This window comes from Mesorhizobium sp. C264A, from assembly GCF_040324515.1.
Classification (GTDB): domain Bacteria; phylum Pseudomonadota; class Alphaproteobacteria; order Rhizobiales; family Rhizobiaceae; genus Mesorhizobium.
This window is the reverse complement of sequence record NZ_JAMYVY010000001.1, coordinates 3671825-3691483: the sequence shown is the minus strand read 5'-3', so window position 1 is coordinate 3691483 and position 19659 is coordinate 3671825. Positions and strand designations below refer to the sequence as shown.

The 19659-nt window shown below is 63.0% G+C and carries 15 protein-coding genes and 2 pseudogenes; 5 read left to right on the top strand and 12 right to left on the bottom strand.

Translation table 11 applies throughout. The annotated features are described in order from the left end of the window. Positions 1 to 11: 11 nt before the first annotated feature. The 3 genes from NKL04_RS18105 to NKL04_RS18095 are packed head-to-tail and all read right to left on the bottom strand — an operon-like array spanning position 12 to position 3569. Positions 12 to 794, bottom strand: coding sequence for an alpha/beta hydrolase (locus tag NKL04_RS18105; RefSeq protein ID WP_348529181.1), 783 nt, complete (start codon positions 792 to 794; stop codon positions 12 to 14). Positions 795 to 835: 41 nt separating this feature from the next. Continuing rightward, positions 836 to 2284: an NAD-dependent succinate-semialdehyde dehydrogenase gene (locus NKL04_RS18100; protein ID WP_245271347.1), complete on the bottom strand. Its 1449-nt coding sequence runs from the start codon at positions 2282 to 2284 to the stop codon at positions 836 to 838. A 58-nt stretch (positions 2285 to 2342) separates the two neighbouring features. Continuing rightward, positions 2343 to 3569, bottom strand: a complete 1227-nt coding sequence (locus NKL04_RS18095) for an iron-containing alcohol dehydrogenase (RefSeq protein ID WP_023699881.1) — start codon at positions 3567 to 3569, stop codon at positions 2343 to 2345. A gap of 172 nt (positions 3570 to 3741) precedes the next feature. On the opposite strand from NKL04_RS18095, the gene NKL04_RS18090 reads away from it, so the two are divergent. After that, positions 3742 to 4440, top strand: coding sequence for a GntR family transcriptional regulator (locus NKL04_RS18090; protein ID WP_023699879.1), 699 nt, complete (start codon positions 3742 to 3744; stop codon positions 4438 to 4440). A 161-nt stretch (positions 4441 to 4601) separates the two neighbouring features. Then, complete coding sequence (locus tag NKL04_RS18085; protein WP_023667783.1) at positions 4602 to 5195, top strand: DJ-1/PfpI family protein; 594 nt, start codon at positions 4602 to 4604, stop codon at positions 5193 to 5195. A 270-nt stretch (positions 5196 to 5465) separates the two neighbouring features. Here NKL04_RS18085 and NKL04_RS18080 read toward each other — a convergent pair. From NKL04_RS18080 to NKL04_RS18065, 4 genes and pseudogenes are all read right to left on the bottom strand, one after another. Further along, a pseudogene (locus tag NKL04_RS18080) lies at positions 5466 to 6097 on the bottom strand (class I SAM-dependent methyltransferase). Between the two features lie 133 nt (positions 6098 to 6230). Further along, a pseudogene (locus NKL04_RS18075) lies at positions 6231 to 6828 on the bottom strand (NADPH-dependent F420 reductase). 32 nt (positions 6829 to 6860) lie between these two features. Next, positions 6861 to 7613, bottom strand: coding sequence for an SDR family NAD(P)-dependent oxidoreductase (locus tag NKL04_RS18070; RefSeq protein ID WP_023667786.1), 753 nt, complete (start codon positions 7611 to 7613; stop codon positions 6861 to 6863). Between the two features lie 50 nt (positions 7614 to 7663). Then, a complete protein-coding gene (locus NKL04_RS18065; RefSeq protein ID WP_023699875.1) occupies positions 7664 to 8398 on the bottom strand; it encodes an SDR family NAD(P)-dependent oxidoreductase in 735 nt (244 codons plus the stop codon). Positions 8399 to 8627: 229 nt separating this feature from the next. Between NKL04_RS18065 and NKL04_RS18060 the strand changes: the two genes are divergently transcribed. After that, complete coding sequence (locus NKL04_RS18060) at positions 8628 to 9524, top strand: LysR family transcriptional regulator (RefSeq protein WP_023699874.1); 897 nt, start codon at positions 8628 to 8630, stop codon at positions 9522 to 9524. Positions 9525 to 9657: 133 nt separating this feature from the next. Here NKL04_RS18060 and NKL04_RS18055 read toward each other — a convergent pair whose 3' ends face one another. The 5 genes from NKL04_RS18055 to NKL04_RS18035 are packed head-to-tail and all read right to left on the bottom strand — an operon-like array spanning position 9658 to position 16302. Next, positions 9658 to 11250, bottom strand: coding sequence for an indolepyruvate oxidoreductase subunit beta family protein (locus NKL04_RS18055; protein ID WP_023699873.1), 1593 nt, complete (start codon positions 11248 to 11250; stop codon positions 9658 to 9660). Then, positions 11243 to 13396, bottom strand: a complete 2154-nt coding sequence (locus NKL04_RS18050) for a thiamine pyrophosphate-dependent enzyme (RefSeq protein ID WP_023699872.1) — start codon at positions 13394 to 13396, stop codon at positions 11243 to 11245. The genes NKL04_RS18055 and NKL04_RS18050 overlap by 8 nt, the downstream gene beginning before the upstream one ends. Before the next feature lie 44 nt (positions 13397 to 13440). Continuing rightward, complete coding sequence (locus NKL04_RS18045) at positions 13441 to 13923, bottom strand: MarR family winged helix-turn-helix transcriptional regulator (RefSeq protein ID WP_023699871.1); 483 nt, start codon at positions 13921 to 13923, stop codon at positions 13441 to 13443. Beyond that, positions 13923 to 15494, bottom strand: a complete 1572-nt coding sequence (locus NKL04_RS18040) for a phytoene desaturase family protein (protein WP_023699870.1) — start codon at positions 15492 to 15494, stop codon at positions 13923 to 13925. Before NKL04_RS18040 ends, NKL04_RS18045 begins: the two co-directional genes overlap by 1 nt. Positions 15495 to 15510: 16 nt before the next feature. Then, the gene (locus NKL04_RS18035) at positions 15511 to 16302 is read right to left on the bottom strand and encodes a cyclase family protein (protein WP_023708108.1); all 792 of its coding nucleotides are present in this window, start codon (positions 16300 to 16302) and stop codon (positions 15511 to 15513) included. Positions 16303 to 16421: 119 nt separating this feature from the next. Between NKL04_RS18035 and NKL04_RS18030 the strand changes: the two genes are divergently transcribed. Next, a complete protein-coding gene (locus NKL04_RS18030; RefSeq protein ID WP_023699869.1) occupies positions 16422 to 17996 on the top strand; it encodes a phytoene desaturase family protein in 1575 nt (524 codons plus the stop codon). 112 nt (positions 17997 to 18108) lie between these two features. Beyond that, on the top strand, positions 18109 to 19638 hold the full coding sequence (locus tag NKL04_RS18025) for an ABC transporter substrate-binding protein (protein WP_023686913.1): 1530 nt from the start codon (positions 18109 to 18111) through the stop codon (positions 19636 to 19638). Positions 19639 to 19659 lie beyond the last annotated feature (21 nt).

The following is a 19659-nucleotide window of genomic DNA, read 5'->3' as shown; positions in this document are numbered from 1 at the left end:
TGGCGGAAGTCTCAGGTGGCCACGACGCGGGCCAGCAGTGACGAGGCCTCGGTACCAGCCAAGCCAAGGTCACGGACGCTGCTCATGTGATTGGCCCCGCCAAGGGTCGTGCGCGAAACAGTCAGTCCCTGTGTGTCAAGGTGGTCCGTGAAGAGTGCGGCCTGGCTGTGGAACGGCGGCGTTTCATCGGCGCCGACCAAGATATCTACGCCCACGGATGGATCGAAACTGTGATCGATGGGCGAGAATCGGCGGGCCTCCTCGTCGGTGATCGCGATCTCGGCGGCAAGGAACGACATCTGCAATGGCTTCAGGTCGTAAAGGCCGCCAAGCAGCAGCGCAGCTTTGATGCCGGAAGCCCGCTCGTCACCGTCGAAAAGCATTGTTGCCAGATGCGCACCGGCGGAATGACCGCTAACGGTCAGCAGGCCGGGATTGCCGCCATGGTGTGCGACATTGTCAAATACCCATCGCTTGGCGCGGCGCACCTGGTCGACGATCCTGGCCATCCTGACGGCCGGCATCAGCGCGTAGTCGACAATGACCGCGATCGCACCTGCGTTCGTAACGGTCTCGGCGACGTAGGAATAGTCGCGCTTGGAGAACATGCGCCAATAGCCCCCGTGGATGAACATGTGCACCGGCAGGCGGTCCCGTTTGCCCTCGGGAAAGAACAGATCCACGGTTTCGGTGGCGTCAGCCCCGTAGGCGACATCGGCGACCATGGGAACATTCGCCCTGGTGTCCTCGCTTCTGCGAACGATCTCGGCGACCATGTCGTCGAACTCGACCACATGATCGCGAATGCGAAACGGATCTTTGGCGTGATGTCCGCTCACAGGGTCACGGCGATGTACTTGGCCTCCATGAACTCGGCAACGCCATGCTTCTGGCCGCCTTCTCGCCCCAACCCGCTTTGCTTGACTCCGCCGAAGGGCGCCGCCGGATCCGACATCAGGCCGCGGTTGAGCGCGATCATGCCCGACTCGATCTTTGATGCCACGCGCATTCCTCTGGCCAGGTCGCGCGTGTAGATGTAGGCCGCGAGACCGTATTCTGTGTCGTTGGCCTTGGCGATGACCTCCGCCTCGCTGTCGAAGCGACTGATCGGCGCCACGGGACCGAAGATCTCCTCGTGAGCCATGGCAACGTCGGCCGGCACGTCCTTGAGCACCGTTGGCGGATAGAAAAAGCCTCTGCCTTCAGATACGCCGCCGCCACACAGGATTTTGGCGCCGCGGGCAACGGCGTCCTGCACAAGCCGGTCGATCTTGTGCACAGCCTTCCTGGTGATCATCGGCCCGCATTCTGTGTCTGAGTCTGTGCCCGGGCCCAGGTTGAGTGCCGCCATGCGTTTGCTCAAGCCTTCCGCGAAGGCATCATGGATGCCGGCCTGGACGTAAAGCCGGTTGGCGGCCGTGCAGGCTTCGCCGGCGTTGCGCATCTTGGCAACCATCGCACCGTCGAGGGCGGCTTCCAGGTCGGCGTCGTCGAAGACGATGAAGGGTGCGTTGCCGCCAAGCTCCATGGAACAGGAAATGACGTGCTTTGCGGCTTCGGCCAGCAGCACGCGCCCGACGCCGGTCGAGCCGGTGAAGGACAGCTTTCGCACGCGCGGATCGGCCAGCATGGCCGCCGTCACCGGTCCGGGGGTCGAGGTCGTCAGGACGTTGACGACGCCGGGCGGCACGCCGGCTTCCTCGTAGAGCGCCGCAAGCGCATAGGCCGTCAGCGGTGTCTCGCTGGCGGGCTTCAGGATCACCGTACAGCCGGCCGCCAGCGCCGGAGCGATTTTACGTGTCGCCATGGCGGCTGGGAAATTCCATGGCGTGATGAGCACGCAAATGCCGATGGGCTGGTAGTCGACAATGATCCGGTTCGCGCCCGAGGGTGCAAGGCCGAACTCGCCGCTGATGCGGACCGCCTCCTCGGCGTTCCAGCGGAAAAACTCAGCGGCGTAGGCGACTTCACCGCGCGCATCGCGCAGCGCCTTGCCGTTCTCCAGCGAGATCAGCGCAGCCAACGTCTCCATCCGTTCGGTCATCAGTTCGAAGCAGCGCCGCAGGATTTCCGATCGCCTGCGTGGCGGGGTCTCGCGCCAGCCGGCCGCCGCCTTCGCGGCAGCGTCGACGGCGGCGGCGGCATCAGTGAGCGTTGCATCGGGAACCGCAGCGATCACGGCTTCAGTCGAGGGATCGACCACTTCGATCACGCGACCCTCCGATGAAGGCCGCCAGCGTCCGCCAATGTAGAGACCGTGCGAGACCGTGGCGTAGTCGAACATATCTTGATCCTCGTCGGATATGCCTGCGGCAATGTTCATTGGATGAACTCCTGGTCGGTCACATCATGGTGGCGGACATGTCGCCGTCATAAGCAGCCCTGACCAGCCGTCGCATCGCGGCAAGGTCGAACGGGCGGGGATTGTTCTTGATCAACCGGTCGATGCCCAGCGCCTGCTCGGCCGTCCAGTCGATCTTGTCTTCGGGAAGACCCAGTTCGGCCAATGTCGGCGTGATGCCGATGGCGCCAAACAGCCGGCTCACCTCCCGGATGGTGGCGTGCGCCAAGGCATCGGCGCCGCCGCCCTGAAGGGAAAGGCCAAGAGCAGTGCCGACTTCCGCAATCTCCGCGGCTGCTGCGGCCAGGTTGTAGGCCATCACATAGGGCAGCATCGTGGCCACTCCCAGGCCATGCGGGGTGTGGGTAAGCGCGCCAACGGGATACTGCACCGCATGGGCGGCGGCCGTTCCCGCCGTACCGAAGGCGCAACCGGCGGCCAGCGCTCCCATCATGACGTCGGCGCGCGCATCCTCGTCCGATCCGTCGCGATATGCCTTTTCGAGACTGCGGCCGAGCAGCCTGATGGCCAGAAGCGCGAAATGGTCGGTCAGAGCGCTCTTGCCGATGAACACGTGCTGTTGCGGCAAATGAGGGTCGACGCCGCGTTTGGCCGCTGTATAGGCCTCGATTGCGTGCGTCAGCGCGTCGGCGCCGGCGACCGCCGTCAAGGACGGTGGACAGGTCACCGTCAGATCCGGATCGCAAAGCGCCACTGCCGCGATGAGATGCGGACTGGCGATACCCACTTTCAGCGTCCGATCCGGGTCGGAGATCACGGCGACGGGGGTCACCTCGGAGCCTGTTCCAGCCGTCGTCGGCACTGCGATTACCGGAAGGATAGGGCCGGGTACCTTGAACTCGCCATAGTAGTCCTGGAGCTTGCCGCCATGGCTGAGCAGAAGTGCAGCGCATTTGGCCATGTCGAGGCAGCTGCCGCCCCCGATTCCGATCACCATGTCGGGCTTGAAACCCTTCGCCTCCGCAATGCAGGTGGCGACGCTGTCGCGCGGCACATCCGGCAGCGTTCGGTCGAAGACCAGCGCCTCGATCGCCGCGTTGTGCAAGCCAGCCAGAATCTCGGCGAACTGCGATGTCGCCGCGAAGCGCTCATCGGTACAGACGAACGCACGCCGCCCATATTTGGTGGCAATGGCAGGCAGGACATGGCGCTGGCCTTTGCCAAACAGAATCTCGCTCGGCAGGCGCGCCGCTGCAAACAAGCTCATGCACAAGATCCTGCGAAGACGGGTTGGAAGCCGACAGGCTTGGCTTCGTGCCAGAGGCCGACCTCGGCGCTGCAGGTCATGATCATGCGATATCCCCATAAAATCGTATAGGATATAGGATTGAGTTTCGCGAAGCATCATGTTAGTGGGTGGTTCTGTCAAGAGGCAAACGATGCAGAACACGGACCTGACGGTTGACAATGAAGCCCGTGCGACCGGTCGTATTCAGCGCGCCAACAGTCTGGCTGGCGACGTTTACGAAGCAATCTTCGCGCAGCTCATGTCTTTGAGGATTGCTCCGGGATCGCGCATCACCGTCGACAATCTCGTCAAGGAATTCAACGTCTCGCATACCCCCATTCGTGAAGCGCTTGGCAGGCTGGAGGGGGAAGGGCTGGTTCTGAAAACCCACCTGATCGGCTATCGCGCCGCCCCACAAATCACCCGCCGGCGCTTCGACGAGCTTTACGAGCTGCGTCTATTGCTTGAACCTGCCGCCGCGGCCAAAGCCACCGCAACAATGGACGGCGAGCGCCTTGCCGCGCTGCAGGCGGCGGCCGGCGTCATGGCTCGGCGGGTGGGGAAAGACGAACGCCTGCGCTATTCGAACTTCGCCCGTCAGGATGCGATCTTCCACGACAAGATCGTCGAGTTCGCCCAAAACGAACTCATTCGCGAGACACTGAATCACCAGCATACCCACTTCCATATCTTCCGGCTGATGTATCACTCCAGGGTGACCGAAGAGGCGCTCGACGAGCACGAGGCTATTCTCGCTGCCTTTGCCGCGGGCGATCCGGACGCCGCCGAAAAAGCCATGCGCGCGCACATCGAAAATTCGCGGGACAGGCTCCTGCCTGCGTTCGAGTAGCCTAGCGATGTTGCTTGTCAGAGGCACCCTCAAGCGCGGCGCGCCGCTGTCCGCCCAGCCTGCCGCCTACGAATTCTATTCCCCGTTCTGAGCCGATTTCGATCCCGGGTAGCGAGGCGCGCAGTGCACCTCGCCCCTGAAACAAGCCGAGAGGAAAAGACATGCCAGCCAAAAAAATCCTGATGCTGACCGGTGATTTCACCGAGGAGTATGAAATCTTCGTCTATCAGCAGGCGATGGAAGCGGTGGGACACACCGTTCATGTCGTGTGCCCCGACAAAAGCGCCGGAGACATGATCAAGACATCGCTGCACGATTTTGAGGGCGATCAGACCTACACTGAAAAGCCCGGCCACAACGCGCTGATCAACAAGACCTTTGCCGACGCGGAGAAGCAGCTGAGCCAGTACGACGCTGTCTATTGCGCCGGCGGTCGTGGCCCCGAATACATCCGCACCGACAAGCGGATACAGGCAATGGTGCGCCATTTCCACGAGGCAAAAAAGCCGATCTTCACGATCTGCCATGGCGTCCAGATTCTGATCGCGGTGGACGGCGTCGTGCGCGGCAAAAAGGTGGCGGCGCTCGCCGCCTGCGAGCCGGAGGTGACGCTTGCCGGCGGCACTTATATCGATTTGTCTCCCACCGACGCCTATGTCGATGGGACCATGGTTTCAGCCAAAGGCTGGACCGCGCTTGCGGCGTTCATCCGTGAATGCCTGAAGGTGCTGGGAACGGAAATCCACCATTCTTGAACCGTTTGTCCCGGCGCATCCCTGAGGGGATGCGCCGGCTCCCTCAACGGCGCGGCGACTTCCGTCATTTCATCAAGTTCAGATCAGGAACCTGCGGCAGGTGTGCTCCAGAACCTTGTGCCATCATCACCTCGGACGCCTTTAAGGCGCTGCCGCATCGCGTGCGTGCACCAGCGCGCCATCCTCGTTGAGCTTTCCGAGCTTGACGGGTGCGAACCCGAGTTGATGGACTCAATGGGAGGTTGACATGAAGTCGGCGCCCGGGAGCTGTCAGGGCTTCACGAACCGAAACGCGAAGCGATCGGTCTCGCCCTTGATCGCGGGATCGAACACCTTGATCGAGTGCGGGTCATCCTTGTTCGCGAGCACGGTGCTTTCCGCGTCCAGTACGAAGCCGGCCGCCTCCACCTCCTCGCGGACGAATGCAGGGTCGATCCGATGCAGCGACCGGGTGTCGCTCGTGCCCGACCCAGTGGCGGCGGCGTGGTCGACGATAACATAGGACCCACCGGGTTTCAGCCGCTTGTAGACAGCTCGATTGAAGTCGGCCGCCGTCGCACCCTTCTTCTGGATCAAGGCGGTGTGAAGATCGTGGTAGAACAGGTGCAACCACATGACATCGGCTGGCTGCGTAATCTCCGGCATCGCGACGAGATCCGCCGAGGTGGCTTCGACGTTCTCTCGGCTCAGCTCCTTCGCGAGCGTTCGTATGAGGCCGACCGGATCGTTCTTGAAGTGGGCGACTTCGGCCGGCACAAAGCTGTAGACCCGCCCCTCTGATCCGACGATGTCGGAGAAGAGGCGCGTCCAGTCTCCGTCGCCAGGGTAACGTCGATCACGGTGGAGCCCGCCTCGATTCGTGCGAACCGGATTAATTCGGACACCTTGGATTGGTCGTACATCGAAATCTCCTTAGGAGTGGATATTCTTCTCGGTGCTCATAGTGATTTCTCCATTTGCTCGGATCGGATCGAGCTTGATCCGATCCGAGTTCCGATCGCGTGCGTCGTCTCTTTGCCGAGGACGTCGCGCTCGTCAGTCGAATTTGACCAAGTCCTTGAAGATCAGATGGCCCCATCTGTTTCCGCGCGCTTGGACCAGCAGGCCACCTTCCGACACCCCGCCGAGGTTATCGGCGCGAAACCGAGATTTCCGCAAGCTCCCCAATCCGTGTTGCGGCAGCGTCATCGTCGCTTGCCAGGAACACGACCCTCCGGCCACCATGTACGGCCGGATCCTGATCAAGCACCGGGGCGACCAAATGGTTGAAGCCCTTGACCAGTTTTGCGCCAGAGAAGGCCTGCGCGATGAACTTGGAAGAAGGTTGTCCTCCCAGTTCCTCCGGGGGCACGCCATAGGCATTGGTCACATTGATGATCGTCTTCCCCTGCCAGGTAGGGAGCGCCTTCGCGACATTCGGGTGCGCCTCGAAGCGGACAGCCAAAAAGATGATGTCCGCCTTGATGGCTTCCGCCAGTTTTTTGGGGATGATCGTGGGTCCGATCGCGGCCGCATCGGCGGCAAAGCTTTCCGGGTCGCGTGTGGTTGTAACGGAAACTTCGATGCCGTTTCGGGCAAACGCCTTGGCAAGGGCTTGTCCGATATTGCCGAATCCTACGATTGCATAGTTCATAGTACTTCTCCGATCTGGTGCTAATGCCGGGGTCAGACTTGCGCCATGCCTCCGTCGACGGCGAGATCCACGCCGGTGACGAAAGAACTTTCATCGGAGGCGAGGAACGTTACGGCAGCCGCGATTTCCTCTGGTTTGCCCCTGCGACCCATTGGGATCTGTGACGCAAACTGGGCGGCCGCTTGCTCGGCTTGCTCAGGGGTAAGGCCAGTCGTTGTCTCCAAGGCCGGCGTCTCGATTGGTCCCGGACTCATTGCATTGACGCGGATTTTGCGGTCTTTGAATTCCAGTGTCCAAGCGCGCGCGAAGTTGCGTACAGCCGCCTTGCTCGCGGCGTAGGTACTAAACCCTGGAAGCCCCAACACGTTCGACACTGAAGAATTCAGGATGATCGAACCGCCGTCTTTGAACAGGGGAAGGGCCTTCTGCACCGTAAAGAACAGACCCTTCACGTTCACATCGAAGGTCTGATCAAAATGTGCCTCGGTAGCGACGGCGAGCGGTGCGATCGTCCCCGCGCCGGCGTTGGCGAAGAGAATGTCGATATGACCATGTTTCACCTTCACGACGGCATAGAGGCGATCCAGATCTTCCAGGAGCGACACGTCACCCACGACCGTCGTAACGTTTTTCATGATGAAGGCTGCGGCCTCCTTCAACTCCTTCTCTCTTCGCCCGGTAATCACGACGTGCGCTCCTTCTTCTACGAAGCGCTTGGCTGTGGCCAATCCGATCCCGCTGCTTCCGCCCGTGATGACTGCGATCTTGCCTTCGAGTTTTTTCATAATTCTTTGTCTTTCGTTGCGCACGGGCCAGGTACGGACCGCGCTGGGGGTCAGAGTTGAGCCAGGCCGCCGTCGACGGCGACCTCGCTGGCAGTCATGAAGCTGCTGTCCGGCGACGCGAGAAAGGCGGCCACGGCCCCGATCTCCGCCGGATCGGCCATGCGCTGGAGCGGAGTCATCGCGCCGTAGGCCTTCTGGCCTTCCTCGCCCAACGCCTCCTTCGCGAGTTCGGTCGCCGTCGCCCCGGGCGACAACACGTTTACCCGGATGCCGGTGCCCTTCAGGTCCTCCGCCCAGGTCCGCGCCAGGTTGCGCACTGCCGCCTTGCTCGCGCTATAGGCAGTGAACCCCGGAGCGCCCGTGGTGCCGGCGCTCGACCCGGTCAGGATGATCGAACCGCCCTGGCTCATCAGCGGCAGCGCCTTCTGGACCGTGAAGATCGTACCCTTCACATTGGTGTCGAAGGTTTCGTCAATGTGCCTGGCGGTGATCTGGCCGAGCGGAAGCGGGCTTCCCGCCCCGGCATTGGCGAAGACGATGTCGAGGCTTCCGCGCTCGGCCTTCACCGCAGCGTAGAGTCGGTCGAGGTCGGCCTCATCCGAGACCGAGCCCATAACCGCGCGGGCATTAGGCCCAAGGTCAGCCACGGCGGCGTCGAGCGCTTCCTGCCGGCGGCCGAAGATGAAGACGAAGGCGCCCTCCTCGATAAAGCGCTTGGCTGCGGCGCGGCCGATGCCCGTAGCGCCGCCGGTTATCACAGCGGTCTTTCCATTCAGTCTGTTCATGTCATGCATCCTTCGTTTCGCCGTCTCGTGTCTTTGGCTATACGGGAAAGTCCCGCGAGAGCCTCAAGATGGGTTCGCCGAAGTCGGGCGGTGAGTGCGCAATCGCGCACATCGCTGGTGCGAAAACGATCCAATAGATGATTGAACGCCACGATGACCGCACGAACTTACGGCTGATCGTGTTAGTATGGGCTTTTGCAAGCCGCACTGCGCTGCGCAGGAATGCACCATGATCGACTGGGATGACGTCCGCTACTTTCTTGCCGCCGCGCGCGGCGGCTCGGTGCGTGCTGCCGCCGCGCACCTCGGTGTGAACCACTCGACCGTGCTGCGACGCATCGCTCAGCTCGAGGAACGCCTCGGGGCGCAGATGTTCGAAAAGCTGCCTTCCGGCTACCGCCTGACGGCTGCGGGCGAAGAGGTCCTCGATCTCGCGACCCAGATGGAAGCGTCGTCGCACCAGCTGGAGACGCGCGTCTTCGGTCGTGACCAGAGCGCGCGCGGACTTTTGCGGGTGACGCTTCCACCGTTCCTCGCCACACACCTGCTCATGTCGGATCTCGCCGACTTCGCGCGTTTGCATCGCGACATCGAGATGGAAATCTTGTCGTCCGGTGAGCTGGCAAATCTGACCAACCGAGAGGCCGACGTCGCGATCCGCATTGTCGCCGACCGCAAGACCCTGCCGCTCAATCTTCACGGCCTGAAGGGACCGGAGCTGTTCAGCGGCGTCTACATGTCTCGCGATCGACTAGCCGCGTGGCGTGCGGGCACGCTTGATCCCATCCGATGGATAGGCATAGACAATCATGGAATTCCGGACTGGGCGCGCGAGGGAGAAGTTCACGTCACGGGAGTACCGTTCAGGACACCTGACGCCGAGACGCAGATCATCGCGGCGCACCAGGGGATTGGGATAACGAAACTGCCGTGCTTCGTCGGAGATACCGACCCCCTGCTGGTGAGGGTGCCGGGGATCGACGTGCCCATGCATGGGACACTCTGGCTTCTCACGCAAGGCGAGACACGCAAGACGAAGCGGGTGCGGCTCTTCACAGAGTTCGTATCCCGCAGGCTCGCCGCGTACGCTCCGCTTCTCTCGGGGCTGTCCATATCGCGCGACTGACGCCCGGCAGATCCGCCGGCAACGCTTCCCGCAATCCGGGTGGAAGCCGAGCTGCGATCGCTTGAAGCGGCGTGTTCAATCCGCGAATCCAGTGGGAGTAGGGAAACGGCGGCAGTAGCGTAGAGGTACCAGCCTAAGCTCGACCTCTTCCCACACCATGATCAGACAACGATGCCACCGTCTTCAGCGCGCCATCGAGCATGTCGCCTTTCTCGTCTTTCAGCGCAGCTTCGCGCAACCGCCTGATCCAGTCGGCAGCGTCATCGCGGCTCCTGACCAGATCGAGCGCCGACAGCACGCGATCGAATTTGGACTGGGCGCGGAGGTGGGTGTCGCTGTAGCCCTTGATCAGCCGGCGGCAGTTCAAGATTTCGACGGCGAGCGCGTAGTCCTGAGGCGCGTGGCTGAGCGCCAGCGCATACCAGCGCTCCAGATGCGCCGTCTCGACCTTGTGGCGCAACAGGCGCCGCCGCCAGCGGCGCAGGCCGCCAATCAACCAGAGGACCGCAAAGCCGGCAAAGCTGTCGGTGCGGATGCGCCGGCCGCGATTGATGCGCCGGTCGAGAAAGCCGGCAAGTTTCGGCCGGTTCTCGATGTAGCTGCCAAACCCCGCCGGCAAGGTGCCGCAGAACTCCTCGATGCGCGGATGGAAATATTCGGTCACTTGCAGGATGGAGCCGTCCTTGACGCCCACCTCCTTGCGCACCCGCCGGTCACGCGTCGAACGTGTCTTGAGATCGGCGACGCGGATCATGTCGTCGTAGCACAGCGCGTTGGCCAGATGCTTGGCGGCAGCGATGGACAATGCATGGGCATGTTCAGCGCTATCCAGCGCGACCGCCTGGTCGAGCCGGTCGAGATACTCGCCGCCATAGGAGATGTCCTGGTAGTCGACGACCTTTCTCAGGCCCCGGAGCGCCATGTCGCGCACCGCCGCGGGCATCAGGTCGATGCGGGCGGCCAGCGCCTGCCAACCCTGCAGCAGGTTCGGCGGACCGCTCACACGCCCTGAACCCGGAGCGGGGTCGACCGTGGCCGGTTCTGCCGGCTGTGGCGCGGGGGCCGTCGTACCGCGCGCGCGGTCGTAGGCGACGGCGAAGGCAGCAAGGCTGGCTTTCGCACCCCGGCCGCCGGCGCCGATCGCTTGCTCATAGCTTTCACGCGTGAACGGCAATGCGTCGGAGCCGGCCAGCGCGCCAAGCAGACTGGCCGAGATCATTGAGCCATTGTCCGCGGCGATCTTTTCCATGTCGAAGGCGATGAAGCGTTTCGATGCAGCTTCCGCCGTCGCGCGTACCTTGGAAGACGAGGCCCGGCCGTCACCCGGCTCGATCTTTTCCGACACCGCGGCGATACGGTGCGAGGAGGTGATCAGCGTGGTGCGATCGGGCGTGACGAAGCCCCTGATGATGGCGCGGCCGGCTTCCATCAGCTCGGCGGCGATCAATATGTCGACATCGCCTTGCGAAGGCGAAAGGGCAAAGACCGGCAGCCGGCCGGTGTCGCGGGCCATCTCGACGTAATAGATCGTAGCGCCGGTGCGCTGGGCGACGCCGGCGACCGAGGTCGATTGCGCGACATAGGAATTGCGCTCGGCGACATCGGTGATCCAGTCGGCGAGCACGCCGCCGCCCTGGCCGCCGACCGCGAGCAAAGCGAGTTTGATCACCGGCTCGGTATCGGCGGCATCGGATTTCGGGCGCAAGGGCGAAGCCTGGTCAAGCATCGGCGAACGTCAACCTGCGGCTTTCACGGCGCCGCTGCAGCAGGCCGATCACGGCGCGGCGCGTGCCTTCCAGAAAACGATCCCAGCGGCGGGGATTGTGCACGACATCGGCGCGGTAGAAGGAAGGGCACAGCACCGCTGCATCCGCCACTTCACCGCAATTGCCGCAGCCGACGCAGCTCTGGTCGATCGATGCCACCGGATCGTCGCGCAACGGATCGTCGAGCGACTTTACCGACAGCGACGGGCAGCCGGACAGCCGCATACAGGCATGGTCGCCGGTGCAGATATCCTCATCGACGCCGAACTTCGGCTTGACGACGCGAGTCCCACCCTTGATCGCCTTGTCGACCAGCGGCTTTTCGCGGCGCTGGCGATTGAGCATGCATTCAGACGAGGCAACGATGACCTTGGGACCCTTTTCGTCCGTCGTCAGCGCCTCACGTAACGTGTCCTGCATCTTGGTGATGTCATAGGTGCGGTCGACATGGCGCAGCCATTTGACGCCCATGCCCTTCACCGCCTCGGTGATCGGATGCTTGGTCGACTTGGTCTTGTTGCCCGCACGCGACGACAGGATGTCCTGCCCACCGGTGGCGGCGGAGTAAAAATTGTCGACGATGACGATGACGCCGTCGTTCTTGTTGAAGACCGCGTTGCCGATCGAGGAGGTCAGGCCATTGTGCCAGAAGCCGCCATCGCCGACGAAAGAGATCGACCGCCGTTTGGCGTCGGGCGAATTGAACGCCGATGCCGATGCCGGCCCCAGCCCGTAGCCCATGGTGGTGGCGCCGAGCTCGAAAGGCGGCATGATCGAGAACAAATGGCAGCCGATGTCGGATGCGATGTGGTGGTTCCCGAGTTCCTGCTCGACCAGCTTTGTCGCGGCAAAAATCGGCCGCTCCGGGCAACCGATGCAGAAGCCTGGCGGACGTCCCGGCACGACGTTGATCAGGTCCGCGGCGTCAACGCCGTCGCCGACCTTGTTGGGCGCGCGCACCTCACCCGGCAAGAGATGCGGGGCCTCGGCGCGCAGGAAGGCGCCGATGCCGTCCAGCATGACCTGGCCGGTATATTCGCCGGCCATCGGCAGATACTCCTTGCCGACCAGCCTGGTGCCGCGCCCGGCCTTGTGCAGCATGGCGGCAAAGGCCTGCTCGATGTAGTTGGGCTGGCCCTCCTCGACCACGAGCACCGTCTGCTTGCCTTCGCAGAAGGTGAGGAACTCGTCATCGATCAGGGGATAGACGGCGTTGAGAACGTAGAGCGGCACATCCGTCTCGCCATAGGTGTCGGCAAGGCCGAGCCGCTGCAAGGCGCGGATGACCGAATTGTACATGCCGCCCTGCATGACGATGCCGACCGAGCCATGGTCCGAACCGAAGAATTCGTTGATCTTGTTCTTGGCGATGAACTCCACCGCCGCCGGCCAGCGCTTCTGCACCTTCTCCTTCTCGTGCAGGAAGGAGGCGGGCGGCAACACGATGCGGCCGGTGTCGCGGCGCGGCGCGTCGAGCGCATCGGCCACCGTCATCGGCGGGCGCTTGTTGTCCTTGGCGATGAAATGGCCATGCACATGGCAGCAGCGGATGCGCACCTGCAGCATCACCGGCGTGTTGGATGCCTCGGACAGCTCGAAACCATCCTCCACCGCCTTGACGATCGACGGCAAATTGGGGCGCGGGTCGAGTAGCCAGACCTGGCTCTTCATGGCGAAGGCATGGCTGCGCTCCTGCATGATCGAGGAGCCTTCGCCATAGTCTTCGCCGACGATGATCAGCGCGCCGCCGGTGACGCCGCCGGAGGCGAGGTTGGCCAGTGCGTCGGACGCGACATTGGTGCCGACGGTCGACTTGAAGGTCGCCGCACCGCGAATGGGGTAATGCACCGAGGCCGCCAGCATGGCGGTGGCGGTGGCTTCCGAGGCGCTCGCCTCGAAATGCACCCCGAGTTCGCCCAGAATCTCCTGTGCGTCGGCCAGCACGTCCATCAGATGGCTGATCGGCGCGCCCTGGTATCCGCCGACATAGCCGACGCCGCATTGCAGCAGCGCCTTGGTGATGGCGAGAATGCCTTCGCCCGCAAATTCCTCGCCGGCGCCGAGCCTGAGTTTTTCGACTTCCTTGGCAAAAGAGCGTTCGGCCATTTTTCCAACCTTCCGTTGCCGGCGGTGCGGCCGGCGCCTAACGTCTAGATGTCGTGCTTGCGAATGTTCTTCAGCATCTTCTGCAATGTGGCGATCAGCGCCGCGTATTCGGCGTCGTCGACATCGTCGAACATCGCCTCGAACGCGTCATGCGTTGCCGGCCAGGCGCGCGCGAACTCGGCGCGGCCGTCATCGGTCAGGAAGACATGGCGGATGCGGCTGTCTGTGACGCCTTGCTCGCGCCGCACGAAGCCTTGCCCTTCCAGCGTGTCGAGCGTGCGGCTCAAGGTCGACTGCTCGATGACGGTGTAGACCGAGAGGTCGTTGACGGTGACACCGTCGGTGACCGACAGCACGGCGAGCGTGCGGACCTGCGGAATGGTCAGGCCCTGCTTGCGGAAATCGTCGCGCAAGGTGGCGTTGTAGCGCCCCATGATGCGGTTCATCAGATAGGGCGCGAATTGCTGCAGGCCGATCTGGCCAAGCGTCGAAATGCGCTGGCGTTTTTCTGCGACCTTCTGCTCCATCACAGCCTGCCCGCCAGAAGAAAGCCGGAGCCGCCGCCGAGCCCTGCACCCGGATGGGTGGAGGCGCCGATGTGATAGAGGTTTTTGATGCCGGTCTGATGGTTGCGGCTGGTCTTGAACGGCCGCCACAGGAACGACTGGTCGATGGTGGACGACCCGCCATACGGGTCGCCGCCGACCAGATTGATGTTCATCGCTTCGAGATCGGCCGGTGAATAGGCGCGGCGCGCAATCACGCTGCCCTTGAAGCCATCGATGTGGCTGGCGAGAATGGTTTCGACGCGGTCGGCGTAGGCTTCACGCAGCGCCTCGGTCCATTGTCCGTCAGCCGGTGCATGCAGCGTGCCTGCGGCGTCGCCCTTGATGTGCCTGGGCGCCTCGGGCAGTTGCAGCCACAGGATCGCCTTGCCCTCCGGGCAGCGCGACGGATCGAGCGCATGCGGCTGGCCGACGCAGATGGTCGGCACTTCGGGCAGCATGCCGCGCGCCGCCTCGTTGCAGGCTTTCGAGACGCCATCGAGCCCCGGCGTCAGGTGCAACAATGCCACCTGGTCCAGGCCAGCACCGCGCCATGCCGGCGGCTTGTTCAGCGCATAGTGAATCTGGAAATTGCCTTTGCCGTAGCGATATTTCTGTGTCGCTTCGACATCGGCCTTGGGAGCCTCGCTGCCGAGCAACCGGTGGTAAAGCTGCGTCGGCGTGACCGAACAGATGACGCTCTTGTTTGCTGTAATCGTTTCGCCCGAGGCGAGCCGTACGCCGGTCGCGCGGCCACCGCTCTGGACGATCGAGGCGACATCGGCGACGGTACGGATGTCGCCACCACGTTCCCTTATCAGAGCTTCGAAGGCGGTGAGCAGGGTCTTCGCTCCACCCTTGACGATCGGCGCCCCGGCCGCTTCCAGCGCGAAGGCAATGACCTTGGCGATCTGCCCTGAGAAGGCGTCTTCCGGTCCGAGCCCGGCGTGCAGCACCCAGGGCGCCCACAGCGCGCGGATTGTCTCGGACCGATAGGTGCTTTCCAGCCAGCTGCGCGCCGGCACCAGTGCTTCGCCGAGAAAGGCGGCAAGGCCGCGTGGGCTGCGCCGCCAGGCATCGCCGGCCAGCAGTTTCGCCGTCGGATAGGACCACAGGCTGCCGCCGAGCAGGCCGAACAACAGGCCGGCATTGCGCTCGATGCCGCTGACATCGTCCGCATGCCGGTCGCCATCGTCGGCGGCAATCGCATTGATTGCCGCGACATTGGCGGCGCGGTTGGTGGTGAGCACTGCATGACTGCCGTCCGGCCGCAGCACGCCAGTTGGCGTGCCGGTGTGGCAGAATTCCAGCCCGTGCCTGGCGAGATCGCCGCCCAACGCCGCAAAAGCCGGCGAGGTGATGAACAGCACGAAGGTGGTTGCCATCACGTCATGGATAAAGCCGGGAGCGGTGATCTCCTCGGTACGCACGCAGCCGCCGATGCGGTCATTGCGCTCGAGGACGAGCACACGCGCCCCTTTGCCGCCGAGCATCGCCGCGCAGACCAGCGCGTTGATGCCGCTGCCAACGATGATGTGATCCGGCTGGCTCACCTTGGCGTGCTTTCACCTAGCCGTTGGATACAAGCGCCAGCGCGCGGATAGGGCTGCCGGTGCCATGCTCGATCTTGAGCGGTGCGGCGATCAGGATGGCGCCCTTTGGAGGCAACTGGTCGAGGTTGCAGAGGCTGGCGAGGCCATAGCGGTTCGCCTTGTGCATCAGCGTGTGGGCTGGAAATGGCGGCTCCATCCCGCCTGCCTTGCCGGCATCGGTGCCGATCGTCTCCGAGCCCCAGCCCTTGATATCCTTGCTGATCAGGAACTGGATGGCTTCGGCTGTCGGACCTGGCGTATGTGGGCCGGTTTCGTTGGCGTTGAGGAATTCGGCTTCCGAGCCATTGCGCTTATACCAGTCGGTGCGCATCACCACCCACTCCCCGGCGTTGATGGCGCCATGCTTGGCTTCCCACGCCTTGATGTGGTCGACGGTGAGCAGGAAGTCGTGGTCAGCGGCGGCTTCCTTCGAGCAGTCGATGACATTGACCGGACCAATGAAATTCTGCGCCGGAATGGTGTCGGTGGCGCCGTCCGGATAGTCCTTGCCGCTGATCCAATGCTGCGGCGCATCGAAATGCGTGCCCGAATGCTCCCCAAGCTTCAGCCAGTTCCATGCCCACCACGGGCCGTTCTTGTCATAACGGGAGATGTTATGGATCTCGACCTTTGGCGTGTCGACGGCAAGCTCCGGCGGCAGCTTGATAAGAGGCGTGTCGGGTCCGAGTTGCGCAGAGAGGTCGACCACCCTGATGGCGCCTGAAAGCAGCTGGCCGGCGACTTCGCCGAGGAGTTTTTGCGTGTCCATGGTCTGAAGTTCCCTCTTTCTGGTGAAGATCAAGGCTCGTCTCGGCCCTTAATATCCTACTAGACGAAAACATATGCATCTGCAATTATCTTTAAGCATAAAGGAAATGGGAACGGGGCGTGAGCGAGTTCGACGCCATCTTTGTCGGGGCGGGCCACAACAGTCTGGCATGCGCCGCGCATCTGGCGCTGAAAGGCTGGAAAACCGGGATTTTCGAGCGCAGCGCAGCAATCGGCGGTGCCGTCCAGACCCACGAATACACCCTCCCAGGGTTTCGGCACGATTTCGGTGCAATGAATCTGAGCCTGTTTGCCGGCTCCGCCTTCCACCGGAAATATGCAAATGAATTGAAAGCGCAGGGTCTTGAGTTCGCGCCGGTCGCCGACTGTTTCGCCAGCGCCTTTCCGGACGGACGCTGGTTCGGCGTCAGCAATGACTTGGAAAGGACTGCCACGCGGCTGGCCGCGTTCTCCGCCGCCGATGCCGCGACGTGGCGCAAGCTCGTTGCCGCCTTTCCTGCTGAGGCCGAGCATCTGTTCCGGCTGCTGGGATCGCCGATGAGTGCCCGCGCGCTTGCCGGCACCGCCTGGAACCTGTGGCGCAAGAAGGGCATGTCAGGCGCGCTCGATACCGGCCGGCTTTTGCTGTCGTCACCTCGCGCCTGGCTGGAGGAGACCTTCGAGTCGCCTTATGTGCGGGCAACGCTTGCCACCTGGGGCATGCATCTCGATTTCGCACCCGACATCGCCGGCGGCGCCGTGTTCCCCTATCTGGAATCGATCGCCAACCAGAGCTTTGGCATGGTGCTAGGCAAGGGCGGCGCCGACACGATCATCCGGGCGCTGGCAGGTATGGTCACCTCGGCGGGCGGCACGATCGTCACCGGGGCGGAAGTTGCCGAGATCACCGTTGCCGGCGGCAAGGCATCGGGCGTGCGACTCGCTTCAGGTGAGACACATACGGCCACCAAGGCAGTGATTGCCGGCGTCGCGCCCAGGGCGCTCACCGGCAAGTTGCTGCCCAACGGTTCCGGCGACGCCGGCTTCGACACGGCGATGCAGAAATTCAGGCACGCGCCGGGCACGATGATGATCCATCTGGCGCTCGACGACCTGCCCGATTGGCGCGCCGGCGCGGAGCTTCGGCAGTTCGCTTATGTGCATCTGTCGCCGTCGCTCGACGCGATGTCGCGCACCTATCAGCAGGCGATGGCGGGCATGCTGCCGGACGAACCGGTGCTGGTCGTCGGCCAGCCGACCGCGATCGATCCGTCGCGCGCGCCTCAGGGCAAGCATGTGCTGTGGGTGCAGGTGCGCATGCTGCCTGCCGAAATCCTGGGCGATGCGGCAGGCAGGATCGCGCCCGCGCATTGGGATCAGGTCAAGGATGCCTACGCCGAGCGCGTGCTCGACATCATCGAGATATACGCACCCGGACTGCGCCCGAAAATCCTCGGCCGTGCAGTGTTCTCGCCAATCGACCTCGGGCGTGAGAACCCCAATCTCGTCGGTGGCGACCAGGTCTGCGGCAGCCATCATCTGGCACAGAATTTCCTGTTCCGCCCGGCGCGCGGTTATGCCGGCTGGAACACGCCGGTCGGCAATCTGCATCTCATAGGCGCCGCGACATGGCCCGGCGCCGGCACCGGCGCGGCCTCCGGCTTCATGCTCGCGCAACAGCTTGGCGGGAGGTAGCTCGCAAGATTTCATGAAGGCGACGAGAGGCAAGGCGCTGCTGCCCACGAAGCCCGGATCGATAAACTGATAGTGCCGCGCAAAGACAACAAAACCAACAAGGGGAACGACCATGACAATCAACAGACGAGAATTGCTGGGATACAGTGCCGCGGCACTTGGGGTGGCGGCGATCGGCCTGCCTGAGATCGCCAAGGCGGCAGCGGGCGAGCTGACCATCGCCTATAACGTCAACCTGCCGTCCTGGGATCCGACCACCGGACCCTCGGCCGTCAACCCGACGATCCAGGGCCTCTACCAGTCGGTGTTCGACCAGTTCATTCCGCAAAAGCCGGACCTGTCCTTTGCGCCTGGCCTGCTCACCGAATGGGGCTGGAACGAGGATCGCACCAAGGTGACGATGACGGTGCGCGAAGGCGTGACCTGGCATGACGGCTCGCCCTTCACGCCCGAGGACGTGGTCTGGTCGCTGCAGCGGGCGGGCGACGAAAAGACCGGCAATCCGATCCAGTTCGTCTGGAAGAACGTCAACAATTTCAAGATCGACGGCAACAAGATCACCGGCGACGTCGTGCAGTTCGATCCGGTCTACTTTAAATGGATGTCGTTCCTGACCGGCTACATCCTGCCGAAGGCCTATTATGAGAAGGTCGGCGCCGAAGGTTTCGAGAAGGCGCCGATCGGCACCGGCCCTTACATGGTGGAAAAATTCGAGCGAAATGCTTTCCTCCGACTGAAGGCCAACCCGCACTATTGGGGCGACAAGCCGGCCTTCGAGAATGTGACGATCAAGTTCGTCACTGATGCGGCGAGCCGCGTTGCCGAAATCGAATCCGGTTCCTCGCAGGTGACGCTGGAGGTCCCCTATGAAGAGTATGACCGGCTGATCGCCAAGGACGGGCTTGCCGGCTCGTGCAAGCCCGTTTCCGACATCGGCATGATCTTCTTCAACGACATCGAAGCGATGCTGGACAAGAACGTCCGCCAGGCCGCCGTCATGGCTGTGGACAAGGAGCTTCTGGTCAAGCGGCTGCTGCGCGGCTATGGCCAACCGATCGCTACGCTGGAGACCCCGGAGTACACGGCCTTCGACGCCTCGATCAAGGTCGAGCACAATCCGGAAAAGGCCAAGGAGCTGCTCGCGGCTTCCGGCTATTCGCCGGAAAAACCGGTCAAGTTCACCATCCAGACGACCAAGGGCTTCAAGCCCAAGGATTATGAGATGATCCAGGCAATCGTCGGCATGTGGCGTAAGGTCGGCATCGAGGCGACGATCGAGGTCTACGAGATCGCCAAGCACTATGAACTGCGCGCCGCCGACAAGCTGGCGCCGGCCGCCTTCTACAATTGGGGCAACGCCATCGGCGACCCGACGACGTCGACGGGTTTTGCCATGTATGGGCCGAGCCCGCACTCGGTGTGGGACAGCCAGGATCTGATCGACATGATCAATCCGCTCTGGGGCGAGAAGGACGAGGCCAAGCGCATCGCCGGCTGGAAGGCTGTCGACAAGTATATCGCCGAGCAGGCCTATGTGCTGCCGCTGATTCAGTATGCGCAACCTATCGTGCATGCCAAGGGCGTCAACGTGGTGCAGCATGTGTCCGGCGCGCTGCTGCCGGCGCTGATGACCCCGGCCTGATATCGGCTTGTGGGCGCCACC